Origin of the sequence: Streptococcus suis, assembly GCF_002964045.1 — a bacterium.
GTDB classification, from domain to species: Bacteria; Bacillota; Bacilli; order Lactobacillales; family Streptococcaceae; genus Streptococcus; species Streptococcus suis_U.
Window position 1 is genome coordinate 25,509 of the sequence record NZ_POPB01000315.1, and the last position, 15,018, is coordinate 40,526.

Below are 15,018 nucleotides of genomic sequence, written 5' to 3' on the forward strand. Positions count from 1 at the left end.
CAGACTGCTTGAACAGTCAATGAACTGTCCAAGGTTGGAGATAATACTTGCAAAGCAAGTCACTATTACAAAATCAGGCAAGGCGAGTTCAAATACTCTAGTGGAGTGTTTGAAGTTGGAAATAAGGAAACGACGTTTCAAACTACCACTCTTTTAATGATAGGCGGTAGGCTAAAAACCTCCACTGGAGCTTTTCAGTCATCGAAGTAATAAAAGTCAACTAAATGACGATAAAAAAAGAAGACCAAATGGTCTTCTCAATAAAGGTTCTAAATAAAACTATTATTTAGATTAGTTTTCAAATTTCTTGTGGTTTTTATCGTAAAAATCAATCAAACCCAAGGCAGTAGCAAATGAAATGTTGTCAATTTTAGCGCGTCCTTGTGCAAGAGCGATAACTGACATTTCACGAGCATTCGTTTCCTTGCTGATACGGTAACCAGTAATTTTCTTTTCACGAACCCAGCCAACAACTGCGGCAACTTTTTCGTAACTAGTCATGAGAAACCCCTTTCCTTTTTATTCGTGCAATTAAGTATAATACAGATAAACCTATTTTGTCAAGCAAATTGTTCGGTTTTTACTACGATTTTACTTTTAGAGACGATAATAGTTGTGTTCTGATATCTTCTACTCCTTCCGGATTAGCAGGAAGGAAAATGGTTTGATTACCTCCTTGTGCAAAATTGTTTAATGTATCCAAGTATTGGTTGGTCAACAGGATAGACATAATTTGCTCCTCAGACAGACTGACATTTGAATCTTTCAACTCTCTGATCGAATCTGCCAAGCCATCTACAATTGCCTTCCTTTGTTGGGCAATCCCCACACCATGTAGACGGTCTTTTTCAGCCTCTGCTTCTGCTGCTGTGACAATTTTTATCTTGTCTGCTTCTGCCAATTCTTGGGCCGCAACCCGTTTCCGCTGAGCTGCGTTAATTTCATTCATTGATTGCTTGACCTCGGCATCCGGCTCCACCTTGGTAATCAAGGTCTTGACAATAACATAGCCGTAGGTTGACATTTCTTCGGCCACTTGTTTTTGGACTTCCAGAGCAATTTCATCCTTTTTCTCAAAAAGCTCGTCCAAGGTTAACTTAGGAACTGAAGACCGAAGAGCATCCTCAATATAGGACTTGATCTGAGCCTCTGGATGCATAAGTTTATAATAAGCATCCGTCACATTATGTTCATTAACACGATATTGAGTGGCAACATTCATAGTCACAAATACATTGTCCTGAGTTTTGGTTTCTACCACGATTTCACTCTGCAACATCCGCAATTGAATACGAGCCGCAATCACATCTACTCCAAAGGGGATTTTAAAGTTAATACCTGAGGTAGATGTTTTTTGGTACTTCCCAAATCGCTCTACGATAGCAACCGTTTGTTGCTTGACAACATAAAGCCCTGAAACAATCAAAATAACTAGAATAAATACAATACACAGCAAGCTAACTAAAACAATGACTGGACCAGTTGACATAAGAACCTCCCATTTATACTAACATTTTGTAAAGCGAATCATTTTCATGAAGATTGATATACTGGGGATCAAAATCCTCTAAACGTGATAGGAACTGTTCATAATCCTCCTTATTGCCCAGGGCAATACCTATTAAGACTGGACCAGTACCTTTGTTAGCACGTTTGATGTATTCAAAACGAGTGATGTCATCATTAGGACCTAAAATATCATTTACAAATTCTCGAAGGGCGCCCGGACGTTGAGGAAAGTTCACAACGAAGTAATGTTTGATTCCTTCATAAATCAACGCTCTTTCTTCCATCTCTGGCATGCGGTTGATATCATTATTCCCTCCGGAAATGATACAGCAAATGGTCTGACCTTGAATTTTATCTTTAATGACTTCCAATGCAGCGACTGTTGCTGCTCCAGCAGGTTCTGCAACAATACCAAGCTTAGAATAGAGATCCAAAATAGTTCCAGAAATCCATCCTTCATCAACACCAATCAGCTTATCCACATGCTTGCGTGCAACTTCATAGGTCGATGCGCCTACTTTTTGGACAGCAATCCCGTCCGCAAACTTATCAATGCTTGCCAATTTGATAGGACGTCCCTTATCAAATGCAGCCTTCATAGATCGTGCGCCATTTGCCTCAACACCCACAATCTTTATTTCAGGAGCATGTTCTTTCAAGTACGCAGATACACCAGCGACAAGCCCACCTCCGCCGACTGGCACAAGGATTTGATCAAAACTAATGGACTGCTCCTCAGCTTCTTCTAAGATTTCATAGGCGACTGTCCCTTGTCCTGCCTGGACATTTTCATCATCAAATGGATCAATAAAGGTTTTTCCAGTCTCCTTGGTATATTCTTGAGCCGCTTGAGCGGATTCATCAAACGTATCGCCAACCAAACGAATATCTACATAGTCCCCTCCAAAGAAACGAACCTGCCCGATTTTTTGTTGGGGCGTAGTAATTGGCATAAAGATTGTTGCAGGAATCTGCATTTCTTGACAGGTATAGGCAACACCTTGGGCATGGTTACCCGCAGATGCACATACTACTCCCAATGACTTTTCTTCATCAGACAATTGTGAGATCGCATAGTATGCTCCACGAATCTTAAAAGAGCGAACACGCTGTTCATTCTCACGTTTGATATAAATCGTTGCTCCATATTTTTCGGATAAATAGCGACTGTAATCCAAAGGAGTTCGGACAACGACCCTTTTTAGAACTTCATATGCCTGTTCTACATTTTTTGCTGTAATCATATCTTCCTTCAATTTCTTTCTATCTATATTTTAACAATATTTTTAAATTTTTCCTAACAATTATACGCATATTTAAAATAATATATTGCAATCGTTTGAATCACGACTTATTATCTCAGTTTTAGCCTGTATTGTAAATAAAATGGTCAAAAGAGCTGGTCATACCAGCTCCTTTATTCCTTTTTTATTCCTAGTCAATTCTAGTAAAGCCTCTTAAATCTCACCCTGTATTTTCAGGAAAGGAGGCTATGGTCGCTCCCGAATTGCTGGGCGACCAGCTGAAAGAGTCTATTCCCAGACTCTTTCACTCCACCAGACTGTTTTAGTTGTAGATTTTGAAAGAATCGTCGTCGTTGCGGCTGACGAATGGCATTGCTTTGCGGAGTTCTGCTCCGACTTTTTCGATTTCGAGTCCTTCTGCTTCTTTGCGGTAGGCTTCCATACGTGGACGGCCTGCTTTATAATCGTTAACGAAGTCATTAGCAAATTTACCAGACTGGATATCTGCAAGGACTGCCTTCATATTTTCTTTAACTTGGTCTGTAATCACGCGTGGGCCTGATACATAGTCACCGAATTCAGCAGTGTTTGAGATAGATTGGCGCATTTTCTTGAAGCCACCTTCGTAGACAAGGTCAACGATGAGTTTCATTTCATGAAGAACTTCGAAGTAAGCCAATTCTGGTGCATAGCCTGCTTCCGTCAAGACTTCAAAACCTGCTTGCATAAGAGCTGTCAAACCACCACAAAGTACTGCTTGCTCACCAAACAAGTCTTCTTCTGTTTCTTCTTTGAAAGTTGTTTCCAAAAGACCTACGCGAGCTGAGCCAACACCTTTTGCCCAGTCCATAGCGATGTGTTTGGCATTGCCAGTTGCATCTTGGTAAACTGCGTAAAGAGCTGGTACACCAAAACCTTCTTCAAAGGTACGGCGAACCAAGTGACCTGGTCCTTTCGGCGCACACATGAAGACATCCACATCTGCTGGTACCTTGATAAATTCAAAATGAACATTGAAACCGTGGGCGAAACCAAGAGCATTCCCCGCTTCCAAGTTTGGAGCAATTTCTTCATTGTAAAGGTCCGCTTGGATTTCGTCTGGAGCCAAAATCATGATAACATCGGCTTGTTTTGCTGCTTCTGCTACTTCAAAGGTTTCAAAACCGTCTTCTTTTGCCTTATCAAATGACTTACCTGCACGCACACCGATGATAACATCGTGTCCTGTATCACGCAAATTTTGGGCATGGGCATGACCTTGCGAACCATAACCGATAACGGCGATACGCTTGCCGTCAAGTGCTGCTACTGTTACATCTTTTTCATATTGCATTGCTACTGTCATAAGTTTCTCTTTTCTATTTTTTATTTGTAGTTTTTGGCGCTCAAAGAAAATGAACGCTCTTCAACATGGTCTACCATGTACATTCCTAGTTGCTCATCTTTCTTTTAATTCTAGGCAGCGAGGCAAAGGCTATACTAATGGTATGCCAAGCCGAGCTAACGACGAAGTAAAAGACAAGTGAGCGACTTGGTTAATCTCGACTGAAACCAGTCGCTCCAGTACGGGCTATATTTTTAATACCATAAGGCTGAATCACACGCAGAAGGGCGTCAATCTTATCTCCGTCACCAGTCATTTGGATGGTAATGGAGTGCGGTGCTACATCGACAACGCTGGCACGGAAGGGTTGGATAATCGCCAAAATTTCTGCTCGCTTGGTTGGTGGAGCGACAATTTTAACCAGAATTACTTCCCTCTCCAAGTGGGGAATATCCGTCAAATCACGGACACGAACCACATCAATCAAGCGGTTGAGCTGTTTGATAATTTGCTCCACCTCGTCCATGGTTGCCACATCGACTATCACTGTAACACGGGAAATACCGTCCACTTCTGTCGGACCGACAGAGATGGATTCAATGTTGATTTGCCGACGAGATAAGACACCCGTAAAGCGGTTGAGAACGCCAGAGGAATTTCGTAATTTAGCTGTTAACATTCTACGCATTGAACTTCACCCCCAACATCTCTGCATTACTCTTGCCAGCAGGCACCATAGGTTGAACGTGCTCTGTTTTGGAAATATGAATCTCAATCAACATGGGTTTGTCTTCCAAAATGACCTTCAAATCCTCAGACAAGGTTGCTGGATTGTCAAAACTGTAATGCGCAATGCCATAAGCCTCGGCTAGAAGCTGAAAATTCGGCTCTGCATCAAAGACAGACTGGCTACGGCGTTTATCATAGAAGGATTCCTGCCACTGACGGACCATGCCGAGCGAGTGGTTGTTAATCAGAACCACCTTAATCGGGACGCCATAGCCGTTGAGAATGGCTAATTCCTGGTTGGTCATCTGGAAACCACCGTCCCCAACAAAGCAGACAACTTCCCTGTCTGGATTGGCTAACTTGGCACCAATAGCTGCTGGAATACCGAAGCCCATGGTTCCCATGCCACCTGATGTCACCAACTGGCGGGCATGCTTATATGGATAGAATTGAGCAGCCCACATCTGGTGTTGACCAACATCCGTTACGACGATGGCGTCACCCTTTGTCAACTGACCAATTATCTCAATCGCTTGTTGCGGCTTGATAACTGTCGGGTCTTCCTCATACCAGAATGGTGCTCTGCGTTTATTTTCTAAGACCTGAGCGGTCCAGTCAGCGTAATCTGTGTCCACAGTTTCCAGCTTGAGCAAGGCTTGGAGAGTTGCCTTAGCATCTCCTACGACTGGTATGGCTGTTTTCTTAACCTTACCGATTTCAGCTGGGTCGATATCAATATGGGCAACGGTTGCGTTGGGTGCATAGCTGAGAGGATTACCTGTCAAACGGTCATCAAAACGAGCTCCGATATTGATGATATAATCCGCATCATTCATAGCCATATTGGCAGCATAGGAACCATGCATACCACCCATACCTAGTGCTAATTCATGCTCAATCGGCATGGCACCTAACCCTAGCAAGGTAGAAACAACTGGGATTCTGTAACGTTCCGCAAAGGCAATCAACTCTTGATTGGCATCTGCGTAATTGACCCCACCACCTGCAAGAATAACAGGTTGCTTAGCTTGACTCAGTTGTTTCAAAATTTTCTTGACCTGTAAACCATTTGGCTCAACAGTTGGTTGATAACTTGGAAGTTGAACAGTTGGATCGTGGTAAAAATCAACTATTCTCTCTTGAATATCTTTTGGAACGTCAATGACAACCGGACCTGGACGACCTGTTGTTGCGATATGAAGAGCCTCTGTAATGACACGAGGAATATCAGCGGTATCTCTAATTTGATAATTATACTTGGTAATTGGCATGGTCATTCCCAAGACATCGGCTTCTTGAAAGGCATCCTTACCGATACCTCGTGTAGCCACTTGACCTGTAAAGACCAAGAGGGGAACACTATCTCCCATAGCGTCCGCTATTCCTGTGATGGCATTTGTTGCTCCTGGACCAGAAGTTACAATCGCTACCCCCACCTTTCCTGATGATTTAGCATAACCTTCTGCCTCGTGAACTGCTCCTTGCTCATGACGAGCCAAGATATGTTGAATACCTTCATATTGGTAAATTGCATCATATAGTGGTAAGACTGCTCCACCTGGATAACCAAATACTAAGTCAACTCCTAATTGATGCAAGGTATCCAAAATTAGATAAGACCCCGAACGTGGTTGGTCTAGTTGAATTTCTTGCACGAATATTCCTCCTCTCTGCAAATGTTATCTACTATGATAACACAAGGAAAGAGAATGTCAAGGAATTTTCTGAAAATTCCTACATTTGTTCGTAAACTTAAACTTTTCCAAAGAAATTCTTAAAGCAAACTTAAGTTAATCGCAAGCCTCATCTAGTTTTAGCTTGCTTTTAGGAAAGTCCCGTATAGTAGACTCATCAAGAAAAACACACGAGGTTTATGATATGTATTATGTAGTGATACCGGCCTACCAGCCAGATGAAAAATTAATCCAACTCTTAGAAGTAATGAAAAATAGACTGAATTGCCAGATTATCGTTGTGGATGATGGAAGTACAGGCGAATCAAGAAATATTATTGAAATCGCCAAATCTTATGCTATTGTTCTCCACCACGATGTCAACAAAGGAAAGGGACAAGCCCTACGAACAGCTTTTAGCTTTATCCAAGATTTGAGAAAGCCAGGTGTCATCGTTACAGCTGATGCAGATGGTCAACACGCTGTCAATGATATTGATCGGGTAGCACGCGCAGCAATGAATTTACCAAGTCGCCTCATCCTTGGTGTTCGTCAATTTACCAAAGACATCCCTCTCCGCAGTCGCTTCGGTAACAAACTAACCAGAGTATTGTTCAGACTACAAACCGGTGTCAATGTAACAGACACACAAACCGGCTTACGTGGTTTCCATACCGATTTGATTCCCTTTATGTTAGGAGTTGAGGGAGATCGTTATGAATACGAGATGAATATGCTGACCCAGGCCAGTCAACGCTATAAAATCACAGAAGTTCCTATTCAAACCATCTATATCGATGACAATGCTAGTTCACATTTTCGTCCTATCAAAGACGGACTACTAATTTATAAGAATCTCTTCAAGTTTGCCCTAGCATCATTTGGTGGCTTTCTAGTAGACTACGGTGTGTATGCTCTGGCATTGTTTTTGCTAACAGGACTACCGACGGCCGAACGCTTGTTAGTCGCGAATAGCATTGCACGCATTTGTAGTGCTAGCTGTAACTTTGCCCTTAACAAGAAGTTAGTCTTTAAAAATAAAGAAAGCGTCACTCGTACTGGAGCCGGCTACTTTACTTTAGCCCTTATCCTCTTCCTTTGTGACACTGCGCTTCTTTATCTCTTCCACCAAATTCTAGGACTCAATCTCTACATTGTCAAACTGGCAGTTGGTCTCTTCCTATTCCTAGCTTCTTGGTTTGTTCAAAAAAATATCATTTTTAAAGAAAGGAAATCATTTTCCCATGAAATTGCTTAAAAAACCCTTTGCTTACGCTTCAATCTTCGGAATGCTCTTAACCAGTGGATTCACCTATTCTATGCTCAAAACCTTCGTCATCTCAGAGGCCATCTCAACAGTAGCTGCAAGCAATACCACAGCAAGTAGCCAAGATACAACTACCTCTTCTTCATCGACAGCTGCTACCACCGCAACAAACGTATCTACGACAGATACCAGCTATAGGGATGACAATATCCAAATCAACTTGGAAACCATCACAACCAACAATACAACTGTCTATGTAGCAGATATCCAAGTTAGCTCGCCAGAGTATTTAAAAACAGCCTTGGCTCAAAACACTTACGGTACAAACGTAACAGCCAAAACCTCAGAAACAGCTGCTGCAAACAATGCTATCCTAGCGGTTAATGGTGATTACTACGGAGCCAACTCAACTGGTTATGTTATTAAAAATGGTGTTCTCTACCGTGATACTGTTCGCGACAACGCATCTTACGGTGACTTGGCTATCTACGCAGACGGCTCATTCGAAATCATTTATGAAAATGAGATTACTGCCCAAGAATTGATTGACAAGGGTGTGGTCAACCTCTTAGCCTTCGGACCAACCTTGGTTGAAAATGGTGAGATCGTTGTCGATACATCAACAGAAGTCGGTCGTGCCATGGCATCAAACCCTCGCTCTGCTATCGGTATCATTGATGAAAACCACTACATTATCGTTGTCGCAGATGGACGTACTTCAGAAAGTGAAGGACTCTCACTCTATCAAATGGCCGAAGTCATGAAACAGTATGGCGTGCAAACAGCCTATAACCTTGACGGTGGGGGTTCATCTACGCTTTACTTCAACAGTCAAGTAATTAACAACCCAACAACAAACGGAAATACTATCTCAGAAAGGGCGGTGAGTGACATTGTCTACATCGGTTACTAATCAAACATCAGGGCGTACTGCACGCACCTTCATCACATACTTAGCTACAACAGCCTTCCTCTTCATCTTCAGCCGAATCTATGAAAGCCTTAGTTATGGTGAAGTCTCTGTCTTTATGCACTACATGTTCTGCGTGACCCTGATTGGTGGAGCTTTACTCCTTGGTATGCTCACTCTAAAGCCAAACTTATCACGAATGACTTTTAATCTCTGGAATTCAGGTGTTGCCACCATTACAGCAGGCTTCCTGCTCCGTGGTATCATCAACCTGTCTGGTCGTTCAACCACCTTGGACCAACCCTATTGGTTTATCGGTGCAGGATTCTTAGTTCTTGCCTTGATTAGCCTCTTCTTCACTGGAAACAAGAAAGCACAGCTACGAGCAACTGCTCAGTAACAAGAACAAACTAGAACAGCCTTTAGAACATCTAAGGCTGTTTGTTTTATTTTTGCAAAATTCAGAAATTTCACATTATTTAACAAATCCTTTTTCATTTCCCTCATAACTATGGTATAATAAATAAAATAACTTTTGGAAGATAGGGAGAAGAGTAATGACTGATAAAGATACACTAAAAAACCTCCGTCATCGTAGTTCTGTCTACGATTCGATGGTCAAATCGCCCAACCGTGCTATGTTGCGTGCCACAGGCATGACCGATGATAGTTTTGAAAAACCGATTGTTGGGGTTATTTCGACTTGGGCCGAAAATACACCCTGTAACATCCACCTTCATGACTTTGGAAAATTAGCCAAAGAAGGTGTTAAGGATGCAGGTGCCTGGCCTGTTCAATACGGTACCATTACCGTTGCAGACGGGATTGCCATGGGAACTCCTGGTATGCGGTTCTCACTGACTTCTCGTGATATCATTGCTGACTCTATTGAGGCAGCTATGGGAGGGCACAACGTAGATGCCTTTGTCGCAATCGGTGGCTGTGATAAAAACATGCCTGGTTCTATGATTGCCATCGCCAACATGGATATCCCTGCCGTATTTGCCTACGGTGGAACCATCGCACCAGGTAATCTCAATGGTAAAGACATCGACTTGGTATCCGTTTTTGAAGGAATCGGAAAATGGAACAACGGTGACTTGACCGCTGAAGAGGTTCGTCAAATCGAGTGTAACGCTTGCCCTGGACCTGGTGGTTGCGGTGGTATGTACACTGCCAATACCATGGCTACTGCCATTGAGGTCATGGGCATGTCCATTCCTGGCTCTTCTTCTCACCCTGCTGAATCTCCCGAGAAAAAAGCAGATATTGAAGAAGCTGGTCGTGCTGTTGTACGCATGTTAGAACTTGGTATCAAACCATCTGACATTATGACTCGTGAAGCCTTTGAAGATGCTATTACAGTCACAATGGCTCTGGGGGGCTCCACCAATGCTACGCTCCATCTTCTAGCCATCGCCCATGCTGCTAATGTTGAATTAACACTGGAAGATTTCAACGATTTCCAAGAACGAGTACCTCACTTGGCAGACCTAAAACCATCAGGAAAATACGTCTTCCAAGACCTCTACAATGTCGGCGGTGTCCCTGCGGTCATGAAATACTTGCTCAAAAACGGCTTCCTTCATGGTGACCGCATCACCTGTACAGGTAAAACCGTTGCTGAAAACCTAGAGAATTTTGCAGACTTGACTCCAGGTCAAGATGTCATCATGCCACTTGAAAATCCAAAACGTGCAGATGGCCCACTCATCATCCTCAAAGGTAACCTTGCTCCTGAAGGTGCCGTTGCCAAGGTTTCTGGCGTGAAAGTCCGCAACCATACAGGTCCAGCCAAGGTCTTTGATTCAGAAGAGGAAGCGATTGAAGCCGTCTTGACTGACGAAATCGTAGATGGCGATGTAGTCGTTGTTCGCTATGTTGGACCAAAAGGTGGGCCTGGTATGCCTGAAATGCTGTCCCTTTCTTCTATGATTGTCGGAAAAGGTCAGGGTGACAAGGTTGCCCTTCTAACAGACGGTCGTTTCTCTGGTGGTACCTATGGACTGGTTGTTGGACACATCGCACCTGAAGCTCAGGATGGTGGACCAATTGCCTACCTCCGTACGGGTGATTTGGTGACGGTTGACCAAGATACCAAAGAAATCACCATGCACGTTTCTGACCAAGAAATCGAAGAACGCAAGAAAACTACTGTTATCCCACCACTCTACTCTCGTGGGGTTCTCGGTAAATATGCCCATACCGTATCATCTGCCTCTAAAGGAGCCGTTACCGACTTCTGGAGACCAGAACGAAGCGGTAAAAAATAAAAAGAATTCAACCCCTGTCACACAATGACCGGGGTTTTTAAAGGAGTAAATGGAATGAAACTAAACGTCGAACTCTCCCGCTTTCGTGTTAAGGAAGACAAAACCATCCAAGTAGATGAATGGATGGCCTTTCTCAACGAGCACATGGAAGACACCCTTCTCACTCTTGAAGGAGAGAAAATGTATGCCGAAACCATCTTCCGTGAGGTATTGGACGGACGCGAATACCTTTACTGGTATTCTGTTCAAGCTGAAGGAGGGATTGAAGTCGAAGATTCAGAATCCTATATTGATAAAAAACACATGGAATATTGGGAAGAGTGCATCGATCCAAGCTATGGTATGTTTGATCTAACTCCTCAAGTTGTCATGATTCCCAAAGCTATTTATGAAACCCTGGAAGAATTAGACAGACAATACGACGAAACATTTAAAAAATGGGAGTGGGAAAGAACTCGACTGGTCTAAAAAAGAGTTCGTCTTCCCACCCCCGCACAGTTGATTAGGTTAGATTTGGAGTGTGAAACACGAACAAATCTGCCAATCAACCACTGCGCTGAGATGTTGACACGAACTCTAAGAAGTGTGGCAGGACTTTTTTCCCAGCCTCATTTCTTATTATTTCGGACTGATACCAAGCGTAATCCGTCCAAGTCGGCTGATCCGTGTCATCTTCCAAGCAGGAGACCAGACAATTTCGACTTGGGCATCAGTGATGCCTTCGATTTTCTTCAAGGCTGCAACTAACTCACCTGGCATGGTATCGGCACAGGAACAGCCTGCATCGGTAAAGGTCATGATAACCTTGCAAAATCCATTCTCATCCAAATCAATTTCATAGACCAAGCCCAGATTATAAATATCCAATTCGATTTCTGGATCATAAATATTCTCTAATACTGGGACCAATTGGTCTGCAAGAGCAGCCGCTCGGTCATTGATTTTGATATCATCTCTCATTGGACTTCTCAACTTTCTACTTTTTATCATTTTCTCATATTTTTCAAGAATTTTCAAGAAAATATAACAGAATTGTCTGAATATTCAAAATGATATTTTACGACTTGTTTATGCTTTGTCTAATTGCTTACAGTTGACGTAGAAGCGAGAAGAGGACCGCAAGGGTCACCAAAAAGATGATAATTTTATAAAATAAACTTCTCCCCTTCTTTTCAGACTTCGGCTCAACATAACGTGCTTCCTGAATCTGTTGATGAATATCATCTTCAAGAAGTTGATTTTTCTTGGTCATCCTGACCTCCTATCCTAACATAGCTAAATAGGTTTCAGCCACTTCATTACTTGTTTGGGTGCGCTGGCGAGCAACTTTCTCAGGAAACTGGCCTGGCAAATTGTTCAACATTTCTACCATTTTTTGTGGTTCAGCCTGTGACACAATATGCTCATTGAGAATCAAAGAAGCATTGTGAACTGTATTTTCAAAAGCAAAGATAACCATATTTTGCTCAAAGGCTTTACGTACCACATCCATCACTTGACTTCCATGATTGATATCCAAATAAACATCACAGCTTGCATACAGGCGTTCCAATGCTTTTTGTGAAATATTTGGATAAAGCTGAACATTTTCCTTGCTATCAAAAGCCATCAAGCGTTGAGACATTTCTGTCAAAGCAGCAATGTGGAATTTGAATTCCGGCAAGGCAGACGTCAAATAATCCAGCTGTTCCACTTGATCTGTATTGGTAAAGATGAAAATCTCTTGATGTTGTTGATTAGCCCGTTTCTCTGGATAAATATAGCCGAGGTAGACTAACTTTTCAGCCTGTTCTGCAGGTAGAAGTGTCCGCATCTTCTCAAAAGTTGCCTTATCCTGTACCACAACTTTCTGAGTTCGTTGTGTCGAACTAGCAAGTAGAATTTTCATATTGCCAGGAATGTCATCCCCAATGGTTTCTTGCCAGAAGAGAATGTCCTGGCCTGGTTGTGGCATATTGTAAGAAAGGAAGAATGGAGTCGATAGGGAGTTGTACCAAATTTGTGATAAATCCCATCCCATCTCGTTGAAATAGTGTTTCAAAAATGATACACGGTTTTCAAAAAAATGAGTCTTTCCTTGCCAATTCAAGATGACATCTCCGGTCATAAAGTTTTCGACGATCACTTCTAGTCCATCTTGTGAAAAATAACTACGCGTTGTTGCCTTTTGTTCTGCCGTAAAATAAGTACGGGCATAGAGCCAACCAAACTGATTGTAATGGTCTGTGAAGCGAACTTTTTGGTTCTTATCCATCCAATCAACGTTCTTTACATAGCGTAAATGTTTCGGTTCTGCATAGAAGATTTTTGCACGCTTTTGACTATATTCCCAAATCTCCCCTTCACCATTGGTACCAGTAATCTCCCAGAAAGGAGGGACCTTGACCTGGTTAAAATAAAGGGGTTTGCCTTGGCCTGTCTCCATTTGACAATAGTATGAATAGACTGACGTTACTCCTTCTGGCAAAAAACCGTCATCATTGATGACAACCGTTGGGCCTTGAAGACCAGCTTCTTTCAAGGAAAAGTGTAAATCCTGACTAGCTGAATTGAAATAATCAAATAATAAAATCATCGCTTACACCTCCTCGATAAATGTTTGCCATGCTTCTTCGAGTCGAGCAGTTAAAAAGTCCTCCGCTCGAGAATAAGAAGCCTGATACCATTTTTCCAACTGGTTAGATTGATAAAGTGCAATCAATCTATCCGCAAATTCTTCAGCATAGATCTTGACATCGTCTGGATCTACCCTTGGAATAAGGAATCCATTTTCCCCATCCTCAACAAATGTCTGGTTCCCATAAGGAACATCCAACCCGATAATCGGCAAACCAGAGCCAATTGCCTCCATCAAGGTCAAACCGAATCCCTCACTGGTTGAGGCTGTCAAATATACCTCATATTGTTGGTAAACATCTGTCAAATCATGGTGACCTTTGAGTTGAATATAGTTCGTTGCTTCGAGTTGCTCAATCTGGGCTGCTAATTTTGATTGCTGACCACCTGCACCATAGATGTCAAATGATAACTCAGGTAGTTGCTTCTGGGCCAAGGCCACGCCTTCAACCAACCAGTCAATATGTTTTTCAGCTGCCAAACGTGAACAAGTCAGAACTGAAAATGGCTTTCTGCCTTCTGAAGATTGGCGTAAGGTATCTAGACTTCCTACTGGCAAGACAAAAATAGCTGGATCCTTATCTGTATATTTTTTAAATTGCGCAGACAGGGTATCTTTCTGTGCCTGAGTAGAAGTGATAAAGGCATCAATCTTATCAGCATTGGTAAACTGATACTCATAATAGTTATTCCATAAAATTGTATCCTCAGTCATCGAGTTGATATTGTAATGTTCCGCATGGATAACAACTGCGACCTTGGCAGCCCCTTTGTGACGGAGAATAGCTTGCCCAGTTCCAGTCGCCCGATCCACAAGGATGATATCTTGACTGGTCAACTGTAAACCATCTAGCATGTACCCAATCAACTCTTCTTTTGAAAATAGGATAGTGTCCTTAAAGCGAAAAAGCGACTGGTCTCCATCACAGTTTTCTTCATAGGCCACACTCCCATCTTCATTAAAAAATGTTCGTTGATACAACTTAGGCTGATTGTCCACCGGTGCATAATATTCTGAAAACAGTTTAGTGTAGCTAAAATAATCTTTTCGAATCAACTTACCTTTTGATAAGTATTCCACACGTTGGACATATTCTGGATGATCTTTTCTCAAAAATCCGATCACAACGATTTCCTTTTCTTTATCTTCAAATCGGATGGAATCATTGTTTTGTGAAATCTTTACCAAATTTGATGGCAGACTAGATTCAAATTGTTCAATGGTATAGGTTGTAGCCCTGACCTTCACATCTGTAAAGAAGCCATATAGCCACACCACTTCTTCATCCTTGAAACCTATATTTGCTGTAAAATGCGCAAGATTTTCTCCTTGAAACATATCGGTAAAGATAAATTTACTGTCTTGCTGAATATTTCTTAAAATGCTAGCACGATAGGCTTGAGCATACTCAACACCACTACTAGCCCAACCGATCCCACGGTTGATATTGTAAATTGTCATTACTTTCCTCA

Annotated in this window: 15 protein-coding genes; 5 read left to right on the forward strand and 10 right to left on the reverse strand. The window is 42.3% G+C overall.

The window, feature by feature from the left end:
* Window positions 1–291 precede the first annotated feature (291 nt).
* From C1E99_RS05330 to C1E99_RS05355, 6 genes are all read right to left on the reverse strand, one after another.
* Window positions 292–501 carry a hypothetical protein gene (locus C1E99_RS05330; RefSeq protein WP_009910800.1) on the reverse strand — a complete coding sequence of 70 codons (210 nt, stop codon included), beginning with the start codon at window positions 499–501 and terminating at the stop codon, window positions 292–294.
* 82 nt (window positions 502–583) lie between these two features.
* The gene (locus tag C1E99_RS05335; RefSeq protein ID WP_105107774.1) at window positions 584–1,489 is read right to left on the reverse strand and encodes an SPFH domain-containing protein; all 906 of its coding nucleotides are present in this window, start codon (window positions 1,487–1,489) and stop codon (window positions 584–586) included.
* A 13-nt stretch (window positions 1,490–1,502) separates the two neighbouring features.
* Window positions 1,503–2,753, reverse strand: a complete 1,251-nt coding sequence (gene ilvA / locus C1E99_RS05340) for a threonine ammonia-lyase IlvA (protein ID WP_105206839.1) — start codon at window positions 2,751–2,753, stop codon at window positions 1,503–1,505.
* 322 nt (window positions 2,754–3,075) lie between these two features.
* Window positions 3,076–4,098, reverse strand: a complete 1,023-nt coding sequence (gene ilvC / locus C1E99_RS05345; protein WP_105107776.1) for a ketol-acid reductoisomerase — start codon at window positions 4,096–4,098, stop codon at window positions 3,076–3,078.
* A 190-nt stretch (window positions 4,099–4,288) separates the two neighbouring features.
* The gene (ilvN, locus tag C1E99_RS05350; RefSeq protein ID WP_105206840.1) at window positions 4,289–4,765 is read right to left on the reverse strand and encodes an acetolactate synthase small subunit; all 477 of its coding nucleotides are present in this window, start codon (window positions 4,763–4,765) and stop codon (window positions 4,289–4,291) included.
* Window positions 4,758–6,461 carry an acetolactate synthase large subunit gene (locus tag C1E99_RS05355; protein WP_105206841.1) on the reverse strand — a complete coding sequence of 568 codons (1,704 nt, stop codon included), beginning with the start codon at window positions 6,459–6,461 and terminating at the stop codon, window positions 4,758–4,760. The genes ilvN and C1E99_RS05355 overlap by 8 nt, the downstream gene beginning before the upstream one ends.
* 223 nt (window positions 6,462–6,684) lie before the next feature.
* On the opposite strand from C1E99_RS05355, the gene C1E99_RS05360 reads away from it, so the two are divergent.
* The 5 genes from C1E99_RS05360 to C1E99_RS05380 all read left to right on the forward strand — a co-directional run bounded on the left by C1E99_RS05360 (window position 6,685) and on the right by C1E99_RS05380 (window position 11,397).
* On the forward strand, window positions 6,685–7,737 hold the full coding sequence (locus C1E99_RS05360; protein ID WP_105206842.1) for a bifunctional glycosyltransferase family 2/GtrA family protein: 1,053 nt from the start codon (window positions 6,685–6,687) through the stop codon (window positions 7,735–7,737).
* On the forward strand, window positions 7,724–8,659 hold the full coding sequence (locus tag C1E99_RS05365; RefSeq protein ID WP_105206843.1) for a phosphodiester glycosidase family protein: 936 nt from the start codon (window positions 7,724–7,726) through the stop codon (window positions 8,657–8,659). Before C1E99_RS05360 ends, C1E99_RS05365 begins: the two co-directional genes overlap by 14 nt.
* On the forward strand, window positions 8,634–9,056 hold the full coding sequence (locus C1E99_RS05370; protein ID WP_105206844.1) for a hypothetical protein: 423 nt from the start codon (window positions 8,634–8,636) through the stop codon (window positions 9,054–9,056). Before C1E99_RS05365 ends, C1E99_RS05370 begins: the two co-directional genes overlap by 26 nt.
* A gap of 157 nt (window positions 9,057–9,213) precedes the next feature.
* Window positions 9,214–10,929, forward strand: coding sequence for a dihydroxy-acid dehydratase (ilvD, locus tag C1E99_RS05375; protein ID WP_105143996.1), 1,716 nt, complete (start codon window positions 9,214–9,216; stop codon window positions 10,927–10,929).
* Window positions 10,930–10,983: 54 nt separating this feature from the next.
* Window positions 10,984–11,397: a DUF6176 family protein gene (locus C1E99_RS05380; protein WP_105206845.1), complete on the forward strand. Its 414-nt coding sequence runs from the start codon at window positions 10,984–10,986 to the stop codon at window positions 11,395–11,397.
* 150 nt (window positions 11,398–11,547) lie between these two features.
* Here the strand turns inward: C1E99_RS05380 and C1E99_RS05390 are convergent, their stop codons facing one another.
* From C1E99_RS05390 to gtfA, 4 genes are all read right to left on the reverse strand, one after another.
* A complete protein-coding gene (locus C1E99_RS05390) occupies window positions 11,548–11,889 on the reverse strand; it encodes a metal-sulfur cluster assembly factor (protein ID WP_105206846.1) in 342 nt (113 codons plus the stop codon).
* A gap of 127 nt (window positions 11,890–12,016) precedes the next feature.
* Complete coding sequence (locus C1E99_RS14950; RefSeq protein WP_162840731.1) at window positions 12,017–12,181, reverse strand: hypothetical protein; 165 nt, start codon at window positions 12,179–12,181, stop codon at window positions 12,017–12,019.
* 9 nt (window positions 12,182–12,190) lie between these two features.
* Complete coding sequence (gene gtfB, locus C1E99_RS05395; RefSeq protein ID WP_105206847.1) at window positions 12,191–13,504, reverse strand: accessory Sec system glycosylation chaperone GtfB; 1,314 nt, start codon at window positions 13,502–13,504, stop codon at window positions 12,191–12,193.
* 3 nt (window positions 13,505–13,507) lie between these two features.
* On the reverse strand, window positions 13,508–15,007 hold the full coding sequence (gtfA, locus tag C1E99_RS05400) for an accessory Sec system glycosyltransferase GtfA (protein WP_105206848.1): 1,500 nt from the start codon (window positions 15,005–15,007) through the stop codon (window positions 13,508–13,510).
* Window positions 15,008–15,018 lie beyond the last annotated feature (11 nt).